Source organism: Nostoc sp., from assembly GCF_036917815.1.
GTDB lineage: Bacteria > Cyanobacteriota > Cyanobacteriia > Cyanobacteriales > Nostocaceae > Nostoc.
Genome location: NZ_JBALEK010000068.1, coordinates 77213 through 99264 on the forward strand (window position 1 = coordinate 77213; position 22052 = coordinate 99264).

General features: G+C 43.2%; 16 protein-coding genes and 2 pseudogenes. 5 read left to right on the forward strand and 13 right to left on the reverse strand.

Annotated features, from left to right (window positions below; all coding sequences use genetic code 11):
• The first annotated feature begins 553 nt into the window (after nucleotides 1–553).
• Nucleotides 554–1030, forward strand: coding sequence for an NAD(P)H-quinone oxidoreductase subunit N (locus V7K97_RS21970; RefSeq protein WP_334803102.1), 477 nt, complete (start codon nucleotides 554–556; stop codon nucleotides 1028–1030).
• A 42-nt stretch (nucleotides 1031–1072) separates the two neighbouring features.
• On the opposite strand, the gene V7K97_RS21975 is transcribed toward V7K97_RS21970, so the two are convergent.
• The 3 genes from V7K97_RS21975 to V7K97_RS21985 form a co-directional block, all read right to left on the reverse strand.
• The gene (locus V7K97_RS21975) at nucleotides 1073–1282 is read right to left on the reverse strand and encodes a GNAT family N-acetyltransferase (RefSeq protein ID WP_334803123.1); all 210 of its coding nucleotides are present in this window, start codon (nucleotides 1280–1282) and stop codon (nucleotides 1073–1075) included.
• Entirely contained in the window at nucleotides 1283–4564 is a 3282-nt protein-coding gene (locus V7K97_RS21980) for an efflux RND transporter permease subunit (protein WP_334803103.1), read from the reverse strand.
• 71 nt (nucleotides 4565–4635) lie between these two features.
• Nucleotides 4636–6081, reverse strand: a complete 1446-nt coding sequence (locus tag V7K97_RS21985) for an efflux RND transporter periplasmic adaptor subunit (RefSeq protein WP_334803104.1) — start codon at nucleotides 6079–6081, stop codon at nucleotides 4636–4638.
• 842 nt (nucleotides 6082–6923) lie between these two features.
• On the opposite strand from V7K97_RS21985, the pseudogene V7K97_RS21990 reads away from it, so the two are divergent.
• The 3 genes and pseudogenes from V7K97_RS21990 to V7K97_RS22000 form a co-directional block, all read left to right on the forward strand.
• A pseudogene (locus V7K97_RS21990) lies at nucleotides 6924–7145 on the forward strand (phycobiliprotein lyase); the annotation flags it as partial.
• A gap of 264 nt (nucleotides 7146–7409) precedes the next feature.
• Nucleotides 7410–7715 (forward strand): RNA recognition motif domain-containing protein, encoded by a 306-nt coding sequence (locus V7K97_RS21995; RefSeq protein WP_334803105.1) that lies wholly within the window; start codon nucleotides 7410–7412, stop codon nucleotides 7713–7715.
• A gap of 469 nt (nucleotides 7716–8184) precedes the next feature.
• A pseudogene (locus V7K97_RS22000) lies at nucleotides 8185–9415 on the forward strand (RNA-guided endonuclease TnpB family protein).
• On the opposite strand, the gene V7K97_RS22005 reads toward V7K97_RS22000, so the two are convergent.
• The 3 genes from V7K97_RS22005 to V7K97_RS22015 all read right to left on the reverse strand — a co-directional run bounded on the left by V7K97_RS22005 (nucleotide 9389) and on the right by V7K97_RS22015 (nucleotide 11309).
• Nucleotides 9389–9637, reverse strand: a complete 249-nt coding sequence (locus V7K97_RS22005; RefSeq protein WP_334803106.1) for a nuclear transport factor 2 family protein — start codon at nucleotides 9635–9637, stop codon at nucleotides 9389–9391. The pseudogene V7K97_RS22000 and the gene V7K97_RS22005 overlap by 27 nt on opposite strands.
• Nucleotides 9638–10156: 519 nt before the next feature.
• Nucleotides 10157–10336, reverse strand: coding sequence for a hypothetical protein (locus V7K97_RS22010; protein ID WP_334803107.1), 180 nt, complete (start codon nucleotides 10334–10336; stop codon nucleotides 10157–10159).
• Between the two features lie 214 nt (nucleotides 10337–10550).
• A complete protein-coding gene (locus V7K97_RS22015; protein WP_334803108.1) occupies nucleotides 10551–11309 on the reverse strand; it encodes a YebC/PmpR family DNA-binding transcriptional regulator in 759 nt (252 codons plus the stop codon).
• 158 nt (nucleotides 11310–11467) lie between these two features.
• On the opposite strand from V7K97_RS22015, the gene V7K97_RS22020 reads away from it, so the two are divergent.
• Nucleotides 11468–12844 carry an ABC transporter substrate-binding protein gene (locus V7K97_RS22020; RefSeq protein ID WP_334803124.1) on the forward strand — a complete coding sequence of 459 codons (1377 nt, stop codon included), beginning with the start codon at nucleotides 11468–11470 and terminating at the stop codon, nucleotides 12842–12844.
• A 229-nt stretch (nucleotides 12845–13073) separates the two neighbouring features.
• Here the strand turns inward: V7K97_RS22020 and V7K97_RS22025 are convergent, their stop codons facing one another.
• The 7 genes from V7K97_RS22025 to V7K97_RS22055 all read right to left on the reverse strand — a co-directional run.
• Nucleotides 13074–14645, reverse strand: a complete 1572-nt coding sequence (locus tag V7K97_RS22025) for a metallophosphoesterase (RefSeq protein WP_334803109.1) — start codon at nucleotides 14643–14645, stop codon at nucleotides 13074–13076.
• A 118-nt stretch (nucleotides 14646–14763) separates the two neighbouring features.
• Nucleotides 14764–15189 carry a type II toxin-antitoxin system VapC family toxin gene (locus V7K97_RS22030; protein ID WP_334803110.1) on the reverse strand — a complete coding sequence of 142 codons (426 nt, stop codon included), beginning with the start codon at nucleotides 15187–15189 and terminating at the stop codon, nucleotides 14764–14766.
• Between the two features lie 7 nt (nucleotides 15190–15196).
• On the reverse strand, nucleotides 15197–15412 hold the full coding sequence (locus V7K97_RS22035; protein WP_334803111.1) for a hypothetical protein: 216 nt from the start codon (nucleotides 15410–15412) through the stop codon (nucleotides 15197–15199).
• Between the two features lie 421 nt (nucleotides 15413–15833).
• On the reverse strand, nucleotides 15834–17357 hold the full coding sequence (locus tag V7K97_RS22040; protein WP_334803112.1) for a nitrogenase component 1: 1524 nt from the start codon (nucleotides 17355–17357) through the stop codon (nucleotides 15834–15836).
• A gap of 339 nt (nucleotides 17358–17696) precedes the next feature.
• Nucleotides 17697–19226 (reverse strand): nitrogenase component 1, encoded by a 1530-nt coding sequence (locus V7K97_RS22045; RefSeq protein WP_334803113.1) that lies wholly within the window; start codon nucleotides 19224–19226, stop codon nucleotides 17697–17699.
• Nucleotides 19227–19334: 108 nt separating this feature from the next.
• Nucleotides 19335–20720, reverse strand: coding sequence for a V-containing nitrogenase subunit beta (gene vnfK / locus V7K97_RS22050; protein ID WP_334803114.1), 1386 nt, complete (start codon nucleotides 20718–20720; stop codon nucleotides 19335–19337).
• Between the two features lie 498 nt (nucleotides 20721–21218).
• On the reverse strand, nucleotides 21219–22052 hold an 834-nt coding region (locus tag V7K97_RS22055; protein WP_334803115.1), incomplete at its 5' end, for a Fe-only/vanadium nitrogenase subunit delta.

Sequence of the window (22052 nt, forward strand, 5' to 3'; positions counted from 1 at the left end):
ATACCTTAAACTATTGTTTAAGATTTTGCCTACTTTTCAGAGGCACAGGAGTAAATGGAGTCTGGAGCTTAGGATTGACTTTGGTTGTTCGTCCATCAGCCCCGATGTTGACCTGAAAGCTTTCTTAGTTTACCAGTCTACGATCAATCTGAGTTAGATTATCCAATTTGGATGTAAGTCATCAGTTTTTGATGCTAACACTACCTCAGAATGACAGTAAAAAGTCAACCTAATTTGCGTGTTTGGTCACAATCTAATAATATAAATTATTTATTTAGGTTTGTCCAGTAATTTAGAGAGTTATTTTTGAGGAATGGGGAGTGGGGAGTGGGGAGTGGGGACTGGGGAAGAAGCAAGGGAGCAGGGCGCAGGGGGCAAGGGGGAGAAATCAATTCAAAATTCAAAATTCAAAATTCAAAAACTCTGCCTCTTCTTTCCCCTCTGCTCCCTGCTCCCTGCCCCTCTGCCTCTTCTCAATGCCCAAAAAAATGCTTCTAATCTATCGGTTCAGGGTAAATAATAGAGATATCTAAGTGGGATAAGACGAAAATCTATGGCACTAATTACCACTGGCAACGGTTTAATCCGCGATCTGGAAAAATTTGGCGCTCTTGGAGTGTATGTACCTCTGGAAGGGGGTTATGAAGGTCGATATCAGCGCCGATTACGGGCCGCTGGCTATACTACTCTCCACATTACCGCTAAGGGACTGGGTGACGTAGCTGCATATCTCACAAGAATTCATGGAGTCAGACCTCCTCATCTTGGTAAAAAAAGCACTGGTAGCGGTGCAGCAGTGGGTCATGTGTACTATTTGCCGCCAATTCTCAATTCTCATCTAGAACAGCTATCACCAAAGTCAAAGGGGCTGGTCTTGTGGATTATTGAAGGGCATATTCTTTCTAATGAGGAACTTGAGTATTTAACAAACTTGCCTCAGCTAGAACCACGAGTAAAAGTAGTTATTGAGAGAGGTGGCGATCGCTCTTTCCGTTGGACTTCTCTAGAAAAAACTCTGTTAGCTAGTTAGTCCTTTGTTATTAGTCATTAGTCATAAGCTTATGACTAATGACTAATGACTCAATTCAATCAGCATTTCAATAATGCTGAAGCGAAAACCACAAGATGCAAATAACTGCCGTGAAGCCTCGTTAGCAATTGCTGTATCTAGACGAATTTGCTTAACACCCATCTGATGAAAGCGTTCAAAACTTAGCATCACCATCTGCCGCGCAATTCCGTTTTGGCGATATTCCGCCTCGACCCAGATATCATCAGGGATTCAAATCAATTTTTTCTTAAATCCACGCAATCGGATTAACAAAAGCTTCGCCCAATTTCCACCTAGCAAATCGTGCAGCAGAATATAAAAACAGGGGATGATAAATAATGTCAGCATTGTTGCGATCGCCATCCCAAAGAAAACTACAATCCCTAAAGGCTGCAAAAACTCCGAACCTTCACCAATACCCAATGCCAAAGGAAACAGTCCCAAAATAGTGGTGACTGTGGTCATGATAATTGGGCGCAAACGTTGAGGAGCAGCTTTCATGATGGCAATTTGGCGAGTACAACCTTCTTCATCCCGAATTTGGTTCGCCAGTTCCACCATTAGAATCCCTGCGTTTACCACAATTCCCACTAGTAGCACCACACCAACAATAACAGTTGCGCCAATTGCAGTTTTGGTAATGTAAAGTCCAAAAATTCCCCCAGCTAAGGCTAGTGGTACGGTGAACATAATTACCAATGGGTCAATCAACGAATTGTATTGCACCGCCATAACTACAAAAATTAAGAACGTCGCCAACGCCCCCAAAGTTTTTAAAGCATCCTGAAGTTGCTGATTAGTTTCTTGGGCAGAACTAGGCACAATGGAAACCCCATCAGGTAAGTCTACATCCTGGAGTACCTTGTTGACTTCTGCGATCGCTTCACCAAGACTAGCTCCTTCGCTAAGATTTCCGGCGACAATAAAAGCTTGGCGCTGATTAATCCGTTGCACCTCACCAGGCGCTTGACCTTCTTGAATGTTGGCCACATCTGAAAGCCGGATTAGTTGATTGTTTTCTGTAAATAGCGGTAATTGCTCTAACTGGGAAGGACGCTGAATGGCTTCTTTATTTAGCTGCACCCGCACATCAACTAAACGATTACCGCGTTGAATTTGCGTCGGAACTGAACCTTCAATTGCTGTTTGAACTGTTGCACCAATTTGTCCGGCGTTCAACCCTAAAGCTGAAACTCTTTCCCAGTCAGGGCGAATTTGGATTTCTGGTTGTCGGGGGTCGGCATCTGGTCGGAATGTCGCTAATTTTGCCCTTTCTTGTAACGCTTGCAGCACTTGTGCGCCTGCTTGCGTTAAGTTTTCTTCATTCTCACCTTGCAAAATCACGTCAACGTCTGACCCTTGTACTGGGGAGTTACTCAAGATTAAACCCCGCACCTGACCAGGATTGAGGCGCAGCAGAATTCCTGCTAAGTTGAGTTTGTTAAATTCCTGAGTTACTTTTTTAACGAAGGCTTCGACATCTGTGCCTGGTTTAAGATTGATGGTGCTACTGGCACGTAAAGGATTTTCTGTAGTACTGCTACCAAATAAATTACCACCCACAGTTGTGAAAGCAGATTGGGTTTCTGGTTGTTTGAGCAAAATGTCATCGACAATTTGCATAACTTTTTCAGAGGTTGCTAAAGGTGTACCGGGCGGAAACTGCGCTCTCAAGTTAGCTTGACCAGTACTGATGCGGGGTAAAATTTCTTGGGGAATTTGACCAAACATCAAGAAGCTACTACCGCCTAAAATTAGTAAAGCGGCAGTGACTACAAGCAGCCGATAGCGTAAAACTCTGGTTAAGAAGTTACCGTATCCCCGCGTAGCGTCTTCAAACCGGTGATTAAATTGTTTAAGCAGCCAAAATTCACTGATTCTACTAGACCAGCGAATTCCCAAGAGTCGAGAAGACAGCATCGGTACTATTGTGATGGCAACAACAAGGGATGCTGCAACTGCAAAGCTAATTGTCAGAATCAGTTCATTAAATAGCAGTGCAATAAAGCCGCCAATTAAGAGGAATGGCACTACAGAAACTAAGTTGGCAGCTGTAGCAGCAACTAAAGCAGATTCTACTTCTTGGGAAGCTGCGATCGCACTGTCGATAAAGAATTTAGAATTTCTCCCCGAATCCCCTTCTTCCCTCTCTCTCTGATTGGGGGTCATCCCCGCTTTTTCGGAAATATTTTCTAAGATCACAACCGATGTATCAATTGCTTGACCAACTCCTAATGTCAGACCTGCTAAACTAAAAACATTCAACGTTAAGCCAAATATTTTCATTAAAGCGATCGCTGCCAGAGTACACAACGGAATCGTTAAACTGATAATCAATGTTTGCCTGAACGATCCCAAAAATAACAATACTGCTGCTGCTGCCAACAACGCCCCAGAAATCCCCGAAAAAATCACATCGTTTAAAGAATTGCGGATGAAGACGGATTCATCCGTGGTGGGACTCAAAATCATGTCTGCTGGAATTAAACCCGATTGCCGTAATTGTTCAATTCGCCGCTTCACAGCATCTACAACTGTGATTGTATTGGCCTCCGGCTGCTTTTGGATTGAAAATTTCACAGCAGGTTGACGGTTGAGGTAAACAAATACTCGCTGGTCTTCGGTATCGTCAATTACCTCAGCAAAGTCTCGCAAGTAGACGCGACGGGAAGGTGCAGGGGTAGTAGTGGAAGTGTTATTACTGCTATTAGTGGTATTAACGGTAGCAGAAGAAGAGGAAACTTCCAAAGAAAGGTTTTCAATTTCCTTGGCATTTTGGAAACGCCCGACAGTCCGAGTCAATGGCTCGGAATTTTGCCCCAGAATCCGACCACCTGAAGTATCTTGGTTACGGGCTGTTAATTCATTTAAGACATCATTTAACCCCACACCCAAAGCTTGCAATCGGTTTAAGTCAACAAGCACCCGTACTTCTTCCTCTGCACCACCAGATACGTCAACTGAAGCTACTCCTGGCACAACACTGAGTTCACGCGTTAACTCTTCATCAGCAAATACGCGTAAATCTTTACCTTGCAACGAAGCAGATGTCAGTGCCAATTCATAAACTGGCAATTGGGAGGGATCGACTTTAAATAAGCGCGGTTCCTCGATCGTATCTGGCAGTTGTCCCCGGCCTCGGTTAAAAGCAGCAGTCGCATCGTTTAGGGCTTGGTCAATATCGCCCCCTGGTTGGAAGTATAAATCCAGGTTCACCTGTCCCTCACGGGTGCGGGAAAAAATTTGCACTACATTCTCGGTTGCCGCTAAAGTTTCTTCTAAGGGTCTGGTGATTTCATCTACGGCTACTTCTGGCGAAATACCAGGGGCTTCTAACCGAACACTAACTCGTGGATAGGTAATTGATGGAAGGAGATCGACTTGGATCGTTGTGAGAAAAAATACCCCAATGACAATTACTGCCACGGTAAGCATGAGTGTGCCAATGTGTTGGCGAATAGCGATCGCACTCAGGCTAAATCCGCTATTGCCATTATTATTTGCTTGTTGCATGATACTAAGTGATAAGTGCTGACTACTGAGTACTTTTTTCCTTGGTATGGTGGTTATTGCTCACCCTACTATTACTTTTCTGAAAGAATTGAAAGACTTACAGTGTCACCTTCTTTTAACGGCTTACCACTCCGAACAACATAGCGCTCTCCCGCTTGCAAGCCAGATAGAATTTCCACTTTGCCATCAGCCCTTTTTCCGAATGTGACAGCACGCGTCGCTACTTTCGTCTTACCTTCTGTGTCTTTCACCACAAATAGCATCCCCGATGGGTTTTCTTGCTCTTTCCCTGCTCCCTTTGCTGCTCCTGCTTGTTTTTGAATCGCTGTTTGTGGCACTACTACGCGCTGTTGAGTCTGGGTTTCAAAATTGACTCGCGCCAGCAGTCCACTACCAATCTTCCCTTGAGTGTTGGGAATCACTACCTCTACAGGTATCAAGCGAGCTGTGGCATCGGCAGCTGGGGAAATGCGCGTAACTCTGCCAATTAATCTTTCCTTGGGGAAGGCATCTAAGCGCACTTGTACAGACTGTCCAACCTGAATTTGTGCCAGTTCTAATTCGGAAACTTGTACGATGACTTTGATCCGGTTAAAGTCGCCAATTTTTAAGACTTCGTTACCTGCTTGCAGAAGATTGCCAGGTTCTGTCACCTTTTGTGTGACTACGCCAGTGATAGGTGATGTGAGCCGAGCGTAAGAGCTGCGCTCTTTGGTTTGAGCAACCAATGCCTGTTGAGCAAGTACTCTACCTTGGGCGGCAGCGACGGCTTGCTGTTCTGTACGAACCTGCTCTTGGGCTGCCCGTAATGCTTGGGCGGCTGTTTTTGCCTGGGTACGTGATTGCTGGGCAGTTTGTTCAGCGATTACACCTGCTTTGAATAACTTCTGCTGCCGTTCTGAGTCTGCCAGGGCTTGCACAACTTCTAACCGCGCCCGTTCAACATCTGCACGGGCATTGCTTACTTGATTGTTTGCCCTAGCTACTTCCGATTTGAGGGCTGCTAGTTCTGCTTCTGTTTGCTTTAATTGGGTCAAAAGTATGGCATCATCTAACTGCCCGACGTTTTGCCCAAGCTTTACTGTATCGCCTACATCTAAGTTCAAAGCCAATAACCGGGCTTCTACTTGCGATCGCACTGATACAATCCGAAAGGGTGTTGTATTACCTATATATTCTGGTTGTCTTTGCAGCAAATCAGTTCGAGCGATCGCCACATCTACAGCCGTTGCACCACCACGTTGTCCACTACCAGAACTCTGAGATTGGGCATCAGCTGGTTCTTCTTTGGGCAGTGATCCGCAATTTGTTGTCAGCAGTGCTATGCCCAGCAAACAGGGAATCAATAATATGGATGCAAAAGGGAAAGACACCTTTGTGTCAACGCTACTCTTTGTATCTACAACAGCCATATCAGTTTTTACAACTGAATCTAACTGGGTATTAATTACCTGGTTAGCGGCTGCAAAAGGTAAGATTTTCGCCTGCTTGTGCGGCTTATTTTTATCCAAAATCATTTATTCTTCTCGTATTTGGGTAGCTTTTTGGGTTTAAACAGCCGTGCATTACCAAGTAATTTTGAGACATTATGAATAGTGAAAAGCGGCGAGAGTCAATTAGCTATCTTCTTGCAGAATTTTGTATCAAAAATTACTTTTTATTCAGAAAAATTCTCACCACTTTAACTAATTACATTGAGTCGGCAGCTTTTTAGCCGCCGATGCAATTCTTTACTCAGTATAAATATTTTTAAATTTCTTGCAATCTGCCCCTAGTAGAAGACTTTCCTTTACTGAAGATACGGGGCTTTTACGCCCCTACTTCTAAAACGGGCAAGGGACTGACAAATAAAAAAATATCCCAAAACCGACACAAAACCCTCTCTATTTATCTTCTCTCTGTGTTCTCTGCGCGGCAGTCGCTCATGGGGGAAACCCCCAGACGCTCTCTACGAGACGCTAAAAGCGTAGCTTGCTTCCCTGTAAGGGTACGCGGACTCGCTTGCCGCCGGCGCTATCGCTCTTAGCGTCTCCCCTTCTCACATTGGGAGAGGCTAGCGCCAAGGGAGAAGACCGCGCTGCCTTGTCTCTGTGGTAGCCTGCGGCAAGCCGATGCAGCGTCTACGTTTATTTGGATAATTTATTTCTTGGAAATACCCAACATCAAGTAGCGATACTTAGGCTGACATTAACATAGCAAAATGCCTAGTACAAGAAGGCAAAAGTAAAAAGAAAGAATGCTTATTTTGTAGGCTTTCTGGCTATTTAAAATGGTTGCTTTATTTCCGCCGTGTCGTACTAGTAATTTTTACGCTTAATCCAATATATTAAGAATAGTAAAGATAAGTTGCTTTTTTTGATTGTATCGCGATCGCGGTTTTGCCATATCCAAACCAGTCACCGCTCAGTATTATTTCTCCAACCCGAAAACCCTATGTTTGCGAACTGAGTACAACGGTTCAGTGTTTGAAGAAGAGTTAAAGCTAATTGGCAGCAAATACCGCACCAGACAAACCATTATCTCCCGTGCTGGTGAGCAGTTGATGATTGGTCAATATTTAGAAAAGAGAGTGGAGAGTTAGTTTATCGGGTGAGTGCCCCTGGCTACAGCCTCACCCCTTGTGAGACTAGCAAACACCTAGCTGTTAACTGCTTATATAACTTTTTATAACAGGTTTTTAAACTTTCCACCCGAAAGTTAGTTGCTATGTAATTATGGAAAGTGAAATGAGAATTAATTCGGCGACAGTGTTTGTTTTTAGTATTGACAGGCTTTTCCCTTTTGGTATTACAGACTTATCTCCGAAATCTAAATCTCTACAAACTTATGATTTTGGAGACATTTAATGTCAATTTACGTTGGTAACCTCTCCTATGATGTTACACAAGATGCGCTGAGTACTGTATTTGCAGAGTATGGTACTGTAAAGCGTGTTCAGCTACCCACTGACCGTGAAACAGGTCGTTTACGCGGCTTTGCTTTCGTGGAAATGAACTCAGAAGATGAAGAAACAAAAGCCATTGAAGCTCTTGACGGTGCCGAATGGCTTGGTCGTGACCTTAAAGTGAATAAGGCCAAACCAAGAGAAGACAGAAGTGGTGGTGGGAACCGTGGTGGTGGTGGCGGCGGCTACAACCGTAACCGCTACTAAATTAGCTTAATTTAATCTACAAAAGGCTCAGGCATTAATGCTTGAGCCTTTTCTATGCAAAACTTTGACTCTAAATAATTTCGGGCAGTTGGTTATTATACCGCACATATCATTCTTTAACCAGAGTGCCCTGATGAAAGATCATTTTCCATCGAGCATTGTTCAATTTCCAGATGGAACTTCGCAGTGAATGAACAGGCTCTTCGCCAGATATATGTCTGAGTATACGATAAGTTACCAAAACAACCCCTGTTGCCAAAATTAAAGTTTTAACTGATTCGGCGGAATTCCCCGTCCCTCTACAGGGCGGGGATGGATAGCCGGGTGACGACGAAAACACCTCCGACTAATATCAACCGCAGGTTGATTAGGGAGTGGGGTGTAAGAGATGCCACCAATTATTATATTTTAGTACTTTACCACAATACATATTTATGGTAGAGTACAAATATCAAGGAGGTGATGTTGAGTGTTGCACAAGGTTGTACAAGTCCGTTTATATCCATCAGTTGAGCAGCAAATTCAATTAGCACAAGCTTTTGGGTGTGCTAGATGGTGGTGGAACTACGCTCTAAATAAGTCAATCGAGACTTACAAGGAAACGGGTCAAGGACTCAGCCGTGCAGCACTCAACGCATTTCTTCCTGTACTCAAGAAATCTGCTGAGACTATTTGGTTAGGCGATTGTTATAGTCAAATTTTACAGGCTACAACACTGAATCTAACTACCGCGTACAAAAACTTTTTTGCAAAACGCGCTGGATTTCCTAAGTTCAAATCTAAATTTGGAAAACAGTCTATCCAGTATCCTCAAAACGTATTGATTGTAGATGGTGATGTCAAGCTCCCTGGCAATATCGGGATAGTCAAAGCCAAAATACACAGAGCGATTGAGGGGATAATAAAGACTGTTACTGTGAGTAAAACACCATCAGGTAAATATCTCGCATCTATACTGACTGAAGTTAAGGGTGAAAATCCAATTATTTCAGAGGGTAAAATTTATGGTATTGACTTAGGGTTGAAACACTTTGCAGTTGTGACTGACGGAAATCATATTTCTAAGTACGACAATCCTAAACACCTTGCCAAACATGAGAAAAATCTGATTGCCAAACAGAAAAAATTAGCGCGTAAATTAAAAGGGAGTATTTCAAGAAATAGATATAGAAGAGTTGTTGCCAAAGTGTACGAGCGAGTTACTAATTCGCGGCAGGATTTTCTGCATAAACTTAGTTATAAGTTGGTCAGCGATAGCCAAGCTGTCATAGTAGAGAATCTTCATATCAAAGGTATGGTACGCAACCATAAATTGGCAAAATCAATATCTGATGTTGGATGGGGAACATTCACCAACTTTTTAGCCTATAAGCTAGAGCGCAGAGGTGCGAAGTTGATTGAGATCGATAGGTGGTTCCCTAGTTCCAAACTCTGCTCTAATTGTTTTTATCAAATCAGTGAGTTGTCATTGGATGTCCGTGAGTGGACTTGTCCTCATTGCAATACTCATCATGACAGGGATGGAAACGCAGCGATAAATATTAGAGCCGAGGGTATCAGAATGATAAAGGCGGAAGGTTCAGCCGTCTCTGCTGTAGGAGGGGAGGTAAGTCCTATTCTTGGGCGAAAGTCTATAGTAGTGGCACTCCCCTGTGATTACAGAAGCCCCAACTTCAACCGTACTCGGTAAGTTGGGGTAGTTCACATTCTGTTATCGATCTTTGAGTCAGGGCTTCGATAGGTTCATTCTGCAAGCTCTTAATAATTTGCTGTTTATCGAAAACACGCCCTGAACTTCCGAACTCAATGAACTCGTCAGCGAGTAAGTCGATGATATCTTTAGCTGACTTTCGTACATTCGGTTGAAGCAAACGCTCCTCAAACTCACGAAAAAGCAATTCTTCTAAATAGTCTGCTTTCATATATTTTGTTAATACTAAATTGTATAGTGGCAAGTAGCATCAGGCGATCGCTCTCAACTAATTGTATTTTGCGATTCACTGCTGACTTCCAGGAAAGGTTACGAAAGTTAAACAGACCTTTGATGCTGGATATATAACCAATCTGAATCGCCTTGCCAGCAACGATCTAAAAGTATAATCAGTATTATTACGTAAATAAAATCTGAATTCAAAGGTAGAAGAAAATACCGTCTTTCTATATTTAGACAGTTATTTCACGGTGTCTTAACCCAAACATTGAGTACTAAAACTTATATTTGAGAGGTATTAAAAGACTCGTACATCGGTGAACATGAAAAACATTAACAAACTGGCTGTTGTAACTATTTTACGCGATCGCGTCTTCATGAGCAAGTTAATTGAAAAACCCCGTTGATTGGTAGGGATTCCAACGGGGTTAAATAATGCAATTATTTTTTCAGATAAACCAACACTAAACTTTATTACAGAGCTACTAGAAACTTTTATGACTAATAGTAACTATTTATGAGTTCTATGAGTTAGGTTTTTAGCATTATGCTTGTGATGTGTCTTGTGATGACGCTTACCAGCTTTGACGCTAGCGTGATGGATAGTTTGAGCTTGAGCTTGAGATGCAAAAACGGTTACAGGAGCAGCAAAGACTAGAGCCAGAAGTAACGCTTTAGCGAACTTATTCACTTGAAAATCCTCATCAGTTAATCCAACAATTTAACTATCCACTAGACGTATGTCATAAGTTTGTAATTGATATGAATCTTTCATGTCTATTTTTACATCCTTAGATATATGACTTACGTGCAATACTGTGGTATTAGTACTTACTGGCATTTCTACCGTAAATGTAATATTTTTGACATTATCAATTTGGCGATGATCCCTATGTTAATTTTGATTAAGAAATGCTGATATCCATCAATTCTTCTGCTATATCAAAGTTAGCTGTGACATTTTGCACGTCATCCAAGCCTTCTAGAGTATCAATTAATTTGAAAAGCGATCGCGCCTGATCGGGATCGGTAACTTCTACAGTATTACTGGGAATCCAGCGCAATTCGGCATCAATTACCTTAATGCTTCGATCTTTGAGCCTCTGGCTAAGGGCTTCCAAATTTGCGATGTCAGTAAATACCTCAGCCATCTCATCTTCAGTCATCTCATAAGACTGGGCACGGCCTTCCAGGGATGCTTCTAAAAGCTGTTCTTCGTCAACCACACCCTTGACTACACAAACGCCTTTTTGGTCAAACATCCAGCTAACGCAACCTATTTCACCAAGATTGCCACCATTTTTACTAAAAGCTACGCGCAAGTCAGCAGCAGTGCGATTGCGATTATCTGTGAGGGCTTCGATTAAAATCGCTACACCACCAGCGCCGTAACCTTCGTAGCGAATCGCTTCAAAGATAGCATTATCCCCGCCAAAAGTACCTGCACCTTTAGCGATCGCTCGTTCAATATTATCATTGGGGATACTCGCTGCCTTTGCCTTGTCAATTGCCGTGCGAAGTTGAAAATTCAGCGCCGGATCTGGTACGCCGCTTCTAGCCGCAACGATAATCGCCCGCGATAACTGAGTGAAGGTTTTTCCCTTCTTTGCATCTACTACCGCTTTTTGGCGCTTAATATTTGCCCATTTACTGTGTCCTGCCATAATTTAAAATTATCAAACTCTATTCAAGATTAGGATATACCTAGCTTTTGCCCCGATGCAAAGGTGCATTTGGTAAAAGGGAGTAGGGATTAGGGGAGGTGAGGAAAATAACTAATGCCAATGCCCAATGCCCCATGCCCAATTTAATCAATATTATTATGCATGATTTTTTTTCCCCTCCTCGCTATGCCAAGCAAAAAATCAAGAAAGTGTCACACTACTTTCCGAGTTTGCTGCTTGTATTATTCGTGGGCATACTAGCTTTAGTTGGATGTCAAAATATCCTACCTGGTGTTAAAGAAGATAAAGTAATTCATTTAACCCTCTGGCAAGGTGTCAATCCGCCGCCAAATCGGGATGTGCTGCAAAAGCTGGTAGACAAGTTTAATCAATCGCACCCAGATATTCAAGTAGAGTCCCTTTATGTTGGGCAACAAGATCAGCAAACGCCCAAAATTTTAGCGGCGGTGGTAGGAAATGCACCCCCAGATTTGTTGTGGTACAATCCGACGATCGCAGGTCAATTAGTAGAACTTGATGCTATTTTAGCTTTGGATGAAATGCTCGAAAAATCTCCAATCAAAGCCGAAATTGACCCCGCTTTGTATGCATCAATGAAATACGACGGTAAAATTTGGTCTGTGCCCTTTGCAACGAACAATGTTGGTATTTTTTACCGTCCGAGTTTGTTTAAGGCTGCGGGAATTACTGAATTACCCCGGACTTGGCAGGAGTTTGGACAAGTTGCCAAAAAATTAACTCGTGATACCAATGGTGATGGACGAACAGATCAGTATGGAATGTTTTTGCCTTTGGGGAAGGGAGAATTTACAGTATTCACCTGGTTGCCGTTTATGTGGAGTGGTGGTGGCGAGTTGGTGAGTGGTGATTCCCAGAATGCGGCAGCAGTAGATTTGTCAGATAATCAAGGTGCGATCGCGGCTTTGCAATTCTGGCGCAATTTAATTACCGAAGGTTCCGCTATTTTATCTGGTCCAGAACGGGGCTATGAGACAGATGACTTGCTGAGTGGTAAAGTCGCAATGCAATTAAATGGCCCTTGGATTCTGGGGCAATTTCAAGAGACTGGTGTCGATTTTGATGTTTTTCCCATTCCGGTTGGGCAAAAACCTGCTACTGTTATTGGTGGTGAAAATCTCTTCTTTTTTAAAACCACGCCGGAACGCGAAAGAGCAGCTTTTAAGTTTGTCGAATATGCTTTGAGTGAAGAATTTCAGACAGAATTAGCATTGGGAACTGGCTATTTGCCGGTGAATTTGAAGTCTCGCCAAAGTCGAAAATATCAGGATTTTGTGAATAAAAGACCACAGGTGAAGGTATTTTTAGATCAAGCTAAATATGGGCGATCGCGTCCAATATTTCCTGGTTACAATCGGATTTCTGACAGTGTAGGTCGGGCGATTGAGTCTGTATTGTTGGGTAAAAGTTCGCCAACAGAATCACTCAAAGCAACTCAGCAACGCCTAGATTTGATTTTTAAGTCAGAAACCCCACGGATAAATCCGGGGGCTTGAAAAAGCTTACCCCCATGTCTGAAGCCAGGGGCTTCCACGGCGCGAGGTGTTTGGTGAGATGGGGAATAGGGAGTGGGGAGTGGGGACTTGTACTGAGCGTACCCCTCCGGGGATCTTGCTACGCGTAGCGTCTCCAAGAGTTGCCGAAGTAGTGGGGAATGGTGTAGTTCAACTTAGTTGAAAAGCGCTATCAGGTGCGTAGTTTAGCAACCTAGGCATCGCATCCCCTTTAAATCATAAAAGGTTCAAGTTCACTGTTATGCCACTCATCTTCAACCCGTTCAGTAATCAGTGGTCTGATGATAAACTTGGGCGGCGTACCATCGAGAACATCAATCCGCACGCATGAGTAAGGCAGTCGGTTTTGGAGATTGTAGTCATGACGACCCACAAAAAGCTTTGAATCCGCAACTTTCTGAGTGGGTTTACCTGCAATTTCTCTAAAAGTCTCCATCAATTCAGTTCCCTCTCGCCTTTGATAGCGGGGACGATGACCGCTACCACCAGAGATAATGCAGTTAATGTGGGAGTCCGCAAATCCGGTATCAGTTGTGCAAAGATGCTCCAAACAGTGAGCATGTCCATTTAAAATCAAATCAACTATGGGACGTTCTTTAATTAGAGAACCAAGAGTTTCTGCCACTTGTTCAAACACCCAGCGCAAGCGGTGGCGAACCGCTAAGGTTTGTGCCTGATTCCACTTAGTAGCTTCTGTGACGTAGGGGGGATGGTGGAAAAAGATTACACGTCCACGCACTTCAGAGTTATTCCAAGATTCGATTAGTCTGCTTCGCAACCATTCAAGTTGTTCAAAGTCGATCGCAGGCATTTTCTGAGATGCTAGTTGTTTTTCAATATCGATTTTTATCTCATTAATTTGGTCTAATTTGGCACTAAGGTCATCGAGTTGTTCTGCTTCGGTGGGTTTATCTGGGTTGAGTCCATCGCATATTTTCAAAATCTGCAATTCTTCTCGATCGATCTCATCACGACGCTTTTGCAATTCCCGACGGTAAATTTCCCCTTCTTGAGTTGCAGGTAAAGGTGATGGTGTATTAAAGGTATTAGAATCCAGTGCAAAAAAGTCAATCCCGCCGTAACGAAAGGTGTAATAACGATTGGGTAAGCGGGTAAACTGTCCAGGTTCGTAACGCAAACACCGCCCTGTATCAGTTTTAGCAGTGTAATGTTGATCTAAATGACGTTCTAGTTCTTGTGGGGAAGCGATCGCCTGTGTATAGTCCATAAATGCCCGTGCATAGGCATTACCTTGATATGATCCATGCCAGCCAATCTCAATATCTTTGTAGCGGAACAGGCGACGTAGTGAGGATGTTGTGCCAGTAAATAAACGGTACATCAACGGCACATCATAGTAATCATGATTACCAAGTACTGGCAAGAATGGCAGATTAAACACCATACAATCATAAGGAATGCTTTTTGGTTTGTCGCCACCGACAAGAAATTCCCGGTAAGGCTCAATAAAGTTTGTTGAATAATACTCTTGGGAACCCACCACATAGATGACATCGCCTGTGTGCAAGACAAAACTGCAATCATCGCGGTGAGTCAGCATCAGTTCGGCTACTTGCCGTTGCGGGTGGTGTCGATAATGGGATTGGGTACCGGAATCACCGATAACCATAAACGAAAATTCTGGACTATCTTTCCTGCCATCATCTATAACCATACAGGTTTGGTCAATTCCCCGTTGCACAAAACTTGGATGCATCCACCGCACCCGTTCCTTCATCTTTTGGATTTTCACAGGAATGGGTGGATCGGAAATCAATTTCATGGCTGATAACTCTTGAATGCCTAATGCACACGCCGATTGTAACGAAATAAGAAGGAGTGGGGACTGGGGAGAAGTTGCAGTAAGTTTTTCCCCTCTGCCCAATGCCCATGCTCAATCCTTACGGCAAATTTTCTCGCAGTAATGCTCGAAAACCTGCTTGTTGAAAATGCTCATTAGTAGTAAGTGCTTCAGTAATTCCGCTATATTCCATCACAATAAAAGATACGCAATCGATAAATCCCCATTCTTTCTCTGTTCGTTCGCGATATAGCTCAAAAGCACGTTCATAGAGTTCTTGGGAGAGGGGGACAATTTCTACTTTGGAGTCTGCTACTAGAGAATTTAATAATATGATTGCTGCCTGACGATAAGGTTGTTGGGATAAGGCATTGCCAATTTCCAACATTACCGCCTGTGTTGTCACCAAACGAGTTTCTGCCGCTTGTAACATTTTAGCCAGATGTAAGGCTCGGTCATGCAAGCGATCGCTCGGTGCAGATAAGGCAATGGCAAATGATGTATCAAGAAAGACTTCAGAATGCATGAAGAGTTTACTTATTATACAAATATTTATCTATATTGGCAGACCAGTCAGGTGGCCCATCTAAGTTGAGCGATCGCGCCGTTTGCAGAAATGATACCGTTTCATGTTCACTTGGCGGTAAAATTTCAAAACTGATTCGCACACGGGTATTGATTGGCAGTGCGATCGCTTCAGATGGATAGAACACTTTGCCATTAAATATAGCTGTGATTTTTTCTACCATTTTCCTCAAAAATTACTTCTAGTCTATCCTAAGCCGATTGTGGTGATACGGGTAGGTTAGACGACGCAATAAGTAGTAAAGATACGTATACTTCTCTTACAAATTATCTCAATTTTTCAAAATTGTCTAAGCCACTAACTGAACTACACCCCACTGTCCATTTGTCAACCAAGAAGAGTCAGATTTGGCTACTTTTTCAATGTTATTTCACCGTTTTTACAAAACTAAACATATATTGGTTTGATCGTGCCTACCTACTTAATACCTTAATTACACCTGCCTCACAAGCGAATTTTTCTTGGGAAAACTTTTTCAATCTATTTTCTTGAAATGAATATCCTGATAATTTATTTTCAACTTGAAATTGATGGATAAGCAATTTCGTAGTAAGGACTAAAGTCCTTACTACAAATCCTCAAAACTAACTTGTCCAATGAATCTCTTTGGAACGAAAAGCTCTATCCCAATCGTTAGCAATCACCTCCATCATATTGATCATGCCTTCATAACCAAAATATGGCTTGTCAACATAGGTTTCTCTGTTAGTGGGGCTAAATACATCAAAAGCAATTTTGATTCCCAATTCCTCTGCCATGTATTTTTCCCATGCCGAGCCAATCACAGCATCAACATCAAACTCTTCTAAAGTCTGTTTTACCTGATAGCCATCTGCCGAAAAGATTACGCGGGAAGTAAGACCGAGACTGTCTAGTTCTCGCTCCAGAATTGAACGAGAATCAGGCATCGCCGAGCGAAACAATAAGACTTCTGGAATCATCTCTAATTCTTCAAAGAGCATTCTGACCAGTCCAATGCCAAGCGTCCCATCCGCAGATACGGCAATTCTACAGTTACGATATCGGGGAATAATCATCAATGCTCGTTTGCGAAGTGTATCTACGACCATTTCTTCGCCTTGTTTGATGATTGGCTCCACTTTTTCTTCTATCTTAAAATGTGCTGCCAATGCCTTCAACCACCGGGTAGTATTGTTTACACCTATTGGTAAAGGTATATCATCAAGGATCAAAGGGATGTCATGGGTCTGTTGCATTTTCCGAGCAAACTTATACCCAACATCATGACTGAGAACAATATTGGCGGTTGCCTCACCAGCTTGCTCTAGTTCTTCAAAGGAGGTATTATGAGAGAAGACCGTCTGTACTTTAATCCTTAAAGATTTTAACGTCTGCTTTACCCATTCCAAATCAGCCCACCAAGTAGGATTCAGATTTGCCTGTGGTGCAATGATATTTACAATCCTTGGCTTCCTGCCCCTTCTCTTGGTCTGCCTTTTTTTGATAAAAGGAAGTAAAGCCTCCAAACCCATCTCCAAGCCATCGTAAGCATTGCCCCGAAACCCACCAGCCATTAAAGGAACGAGTTTGGCTTTGATATCTGGCTGAAGCTGGTTGCACAATCCCGCAATATCTTCACCAATGATGTCTGCCGCGCAAGTACCAACGACAAACATCACCTTAGCATCAAAAGATTTATCCGCGTCTTTAATCATACCTTTGAGTTTCTCAGACGCTCCCATTACAATGTCTGACTCAAAAAGACGAGTACAAGCTACTTTCCGCTTGGTGAAATCAACCTCATGAGCATCATACCCAGCTGCGACAGTAGACGCGCAACCCTGTGGAGACTGAATTACAATACTGACATCTTTAATACCAGCAACTGTAGTTGCAATACCTTCAAGGGCACAGCCAACTACTGGGTCTTTACTATGATTACAATTGTCAAAAGTTGTTTCAGCAGACATTTTTTCCTCCTGTTTTTCTAAGGCTTGACTATGGTAAATGCGTTTCACGCAGCCTGTAGCAACTTCTGCCAAGACGATTCCGTGTTTCGCGCAGCCTGTAGCGACTTCTGCCAAGACGATTCCGTGTTTCGCGCAGCCTGTAACGGCTTCTGTCTTCTCTGTAGCGACTTCTGCCAAGACGATTCCGTGTTTCGCGCAGCCTGTAACGGCTTCCGCCTTGACATTTTTGGCTTAAGCCTTGCTCGTATTAGACGCCACCGAATCAGCGTGCAGTGTTTTCCAGTTCTTCAATGCACCCAGTCCCGGTTTTTTGTTAACAATCGCTTGACTTTTAATATCAAGTTTGCTTAATTACTCATAATTCCAAACTCTCCGCGTCAGAGCGTCTCCGTGTCTTTGCGTCAGCCCTAATTATAAGTATTCAACCGAACCTGATATAAGACAGCTGCTACAATTTTCTGCGCCTCTGCGTGAGACAAATCCATACTTTTATTTAGCAAAGTCACATTTCATTTATTACTCGTTGCAACATTTGCCCCGTCTCTTCTCTGCATATACGGTACAGTCAGGTAGGTCTTGGGCTAGTTTTCCGGTCAGTGATTGAGCAGATGCCAACCCAGAATCTTTAGGGAATACCATTTGCTTGGTTAAAGCACTCCGAGGTCTAAAGCCATATTGAAGTGCTGTTTTAATACACCTTGCGACCTTTAAGGCTCCGCGATAGCCAAATCTGGGACGATTTAAGATAGCATTTAAATCGACTACGGGAATATGGGGGAAACTCAAGGAAGAACCAAAATAAACTACCGATTCTGCATCAAGACCACCAATGAAATCCAGTAATTCATCTTCTGTTTGTTTCATGGACTCGTACTTGCCAAAGGCCAGTGTCCCTTTCGTGATCAGGATTTCCGGGTCTAACCCTGTTTCCAATAGGTAGTCTACACTGGTTTCTCGTGCTTCTGTACTCCAGGGATGGAAGTTATAGATTACTACACGCATCCCAAAATCACGATCCAACATGTGAGCAAGGGATAAGCACTTGATAGCATCATGTCCTTCGATAATCGCTAACTTACCTTCTATATAACCCTTAGCTGCTTCAAATTCAGTCTTGATTGCGGCATATTCCCTTTCCATTAGGGCAGCCGCCTGTTCTTCCATGCCTAAATATTTTGCCGCCCCTTCGAGCCATTTTTCTGTAGCGGTGATTCCATAGGGAAGGATGGTAGAGTTTAGCGGAGTACCGAACTTGTCTGACATGGCTTTGCCGATGGTATAGCCAAGATCCAAACATAAAGTACAGTTTACTGCCGCACTCGGTGCTTGCTTGAGTTCTTCTAAAGTACAGTCACCAGCGATGACACTGTGAACTCGTGCCCCCATTCCTTCTATCAATCGCACCAGTTCTTTAACATCAGTTTCGACTTCTGTTCTTTCAGGGCCCATTTTTGCGCCCACAATATTGACAGCATCGGCTAGTTGTGCCTTCCGCTCTGGAGTTGGCGGCTCCATAAAGTCTACGATTTGCCGAAATACGATATCAAATCCACTGCGATATTCCCCGGCAAATCCTTCACAATGTATCGTCATGATTTCAGACTGGATTTCGCCACGCGCCTTATTCACGACGTCATCAACACAGTCCCCAATAATACCAGACGCACAACTAGTGGCAACAACGATCGCATCTGGATGGTATTTTTCATTTACTTCTCGAATCGCGCCTGCTAATTCTTTTTCTCCACCAAAAATTACCGCTTTCTCACTCATGTTCGTAGTCACCACGGGTTCATAAGGTGAACCACTATTGCGGCTATTGGTCAGCTTGTATGCCCGCTTGACACCATAAGCACAGCCACTCGGCCCGTGAGAAATGACGATCGCATTTTTAATGCCACTTAAAATCTTCGTTGCAGTCCAAAATTTACAAGGGCGGGTATGACTACCTTGTAAAGTGGTCTTGATTTTACCCTCTTTTGCCAAGCGATAGAGTTCGCTCAAATTTCCGTAAAATACGACATTCTGATCTATACTTGCAGTCATGATAACTCTCCAATGTTTCGTAAACTTCTGTTGCGTAGGTGATTTAGATCCCCGACTTCTTAAAGAAGTCGGGGATCTGGTAGATAATCAAGTATCCTCTTCAGCCTATTACCAAACGTTTAAGATCCATTCGCGATCGTGCTTGTTCTCCATATCTGCAAACATGGCGTTGGCAATGTTATCTGCTAGCCATTCTGCTCCTTTATAGCCAATCACAGGATATTTCCACAGACCTGCGCGGTCAAAGCTGGGAAAGCCAACCCGAACCATCGGAATTTTGTTATCGATGGAAATATATCGACCCTTGGAATGACCTAGAATCAAGTCGATTTCCAGGGATTTATCTTTGATGCGGCGCTCCAATTCCCAGAGGTCTGCATTCCAGATGACTTCGATATCACAGGCTGCTTGCTTCTCCAACTGGGCAATTCTGGGGTCTTTGGTGCAGGCTCTGTTGTCGTCTCCCAACAACATCAGCACTGGCTCTAACTCAACTTCTAAGCAGAACTCTGCTAGACCAATTACTAAATCGGGATCTCCGTAAATAGCAACCTTCTTGTTAGCGAAGAACATGTGGGCGAGGTCGGCGATCGCATCAATAGCTTTACCACGTTCTCTGACTAAAGATTCTGGTATTGGTTTACCAGTCAGTTTGCTGATATTTTGCAGCCAGATGTCGGTATTTTTGATCCCAATTGGTGTTGGGCCAATGATTGCAGGTACCTTAAACTTTTCTTCTAAGAATTCGGCTGCGCTACCGCCTTCATATTTACATAAGGCAATAGTTCCTAACGCATTGGCAGAATCAGCAATTTCTTCAATGGTTGAATTCCCAAAGGCAAAACTTGTCTTATCGGGCATGGTGGGCGCATCGAAGGATTCTGTATCCAGTAAGATATTCCCTGGAACGTCCATCTCTTTTAAGATGCGCTTAACTTCAATGACATCTCCAGGGTTAAGCCACCCAGTGATGATGTTCAACTTGCCAGTTGGTTGGCCTTTTTTTGCTAGGCTAGAAATAATTGCATGTACGCCGACATTATAGCCAGTAACTTGAGAGCCTTTGTAACTGGGGGTATGTACAGGAACAAGGATAACCTTGCGATCGGGATAAGCCTCCTTTAAAAAGCCGTTGAGCTTGTTAATGGTTCCTTCGATATCGTCCCCAATTGTCTCAGTTGAACAAGTTGTAATAATTGGGATAATCCGTAAATCGGGATATCGTGCTACTAAGGTCTTGACGGCTTCCTCAATGCGTGGCTGTCCTCCAAGGACAGCGCTATTTTCATGGAGTGAAGAAGAAGCAATGTCGAAATTTTCCTTCAAATGCTGGGCAAACAGGAGACGAACGAACATACTACACCCCTGTCCTCCATGCACCAAGGGAATACAATCTTTGATTCCGATGGAAGCATATTCAGCCCCAGCAGGCTGACAGGTAAATATAGGATTGATGATTCCCTTGCGTTCTTTCTGTTTTACAACTAAAGACATTCTCTTGACTCCTATGTGGTAAAAAATTGCGTGATTTTGTTTGGCGTTGCTGAACAAAGAGATGAATTGTCTTTTTGAGCTTAAGAAAGTGGAGCGATGTCTGCGGCAAGCTAACGCTGCATCCAACCAAGAAGCAAGCTACCCATAGCATCGATTACAAAAGAAAAGTAGAATTGAATTTCGTGAAAATCTTGAAAGCTAGATGAGATGCTTCTGTAGTCAGATACCAAGCTTCTTAGGAATACTTTTGGTGTAGCCCGTCGGTGACATCACTCTCTACTCTGTAAGTCTCTACTCTGTAAGAAAATTTCTGCACAAACACTAACAGGATGACAAGACTCTAATTCATACTCCGATTCAACAACGCTGTTCGTTTGTAGGACTTACGCAAAAACCCTCTCAAACTCTCATTCCCCCGTAACCTCTGCGTCCTCTGTGGTTAGTTTTTCCTTACCTTTGCGTAAGTCCTAGTTTGGTTGAATTACCGATCTAATTGCTTTAATAAAGCGAATAATGCAACTCACCATTCTTCGACTTGGTTATTACAATATCGATCAGCATTGCCTTAACAGCTTCCAGTACTGCTTTCTTTTGCGAGTTCTCCATGCTATTTAACCATGAAAACCTAATTTCCAGGTCAGCCGAAAGGATCTTCGCATCTGCATAAAAACCCCTCTGGATCAAGGTTTCCAGAACCACCTTTTCTCCAGTCAAGATTTGGGCGGCCATATTGAGAACACCATTGATGTTTTCTTCCCGATCCCATGCACGAGAGTGAAACTGCCACAAACACCGTTCTTGAATTAATTTTGTGACTTCCGCAGCTCGCTCTTGAATGTATGACGCGATTTCCTTAGCTTGCACTTGAACCTGTGGCGCAACTTCCTTAGCTTGTGGTTGAACTTGTGGCGCAACTTCCTTAGCTTGTGGTTGAACTTGTGGCGCAACTTCCTTAGCTTGTGGTTGAACTTGTGGTGCAACTTCCTTAGCTGGCTTTTGAACCTGTGGTGCAACTTCCTTAGCTGGCTTTTGAACCTGTGGTGCAACTTCCTTAGCTTGGGGTTGAACCTGTGGCGCAACTTCCTTAGCTGGCTTTTGAACCTGTGGCGCAACTTCCTTAACTAGCTGTTTGACCTCTGAAGTAGCTTCCTTAACTTGCTGTTGAATTAAAGAAACGACTTCCTCAGATAGCTCTTTGGTTGCTTTACCGTTGCCATTACCATTGGTGCTTGGCAGCTTTTGCTCACCACGGATATCAAGGTTAGCCAATTTCATCAGAGGGGAATAGATGGCATTGTACATATCGCGTGCCATATTCACCGCACCTTCAAA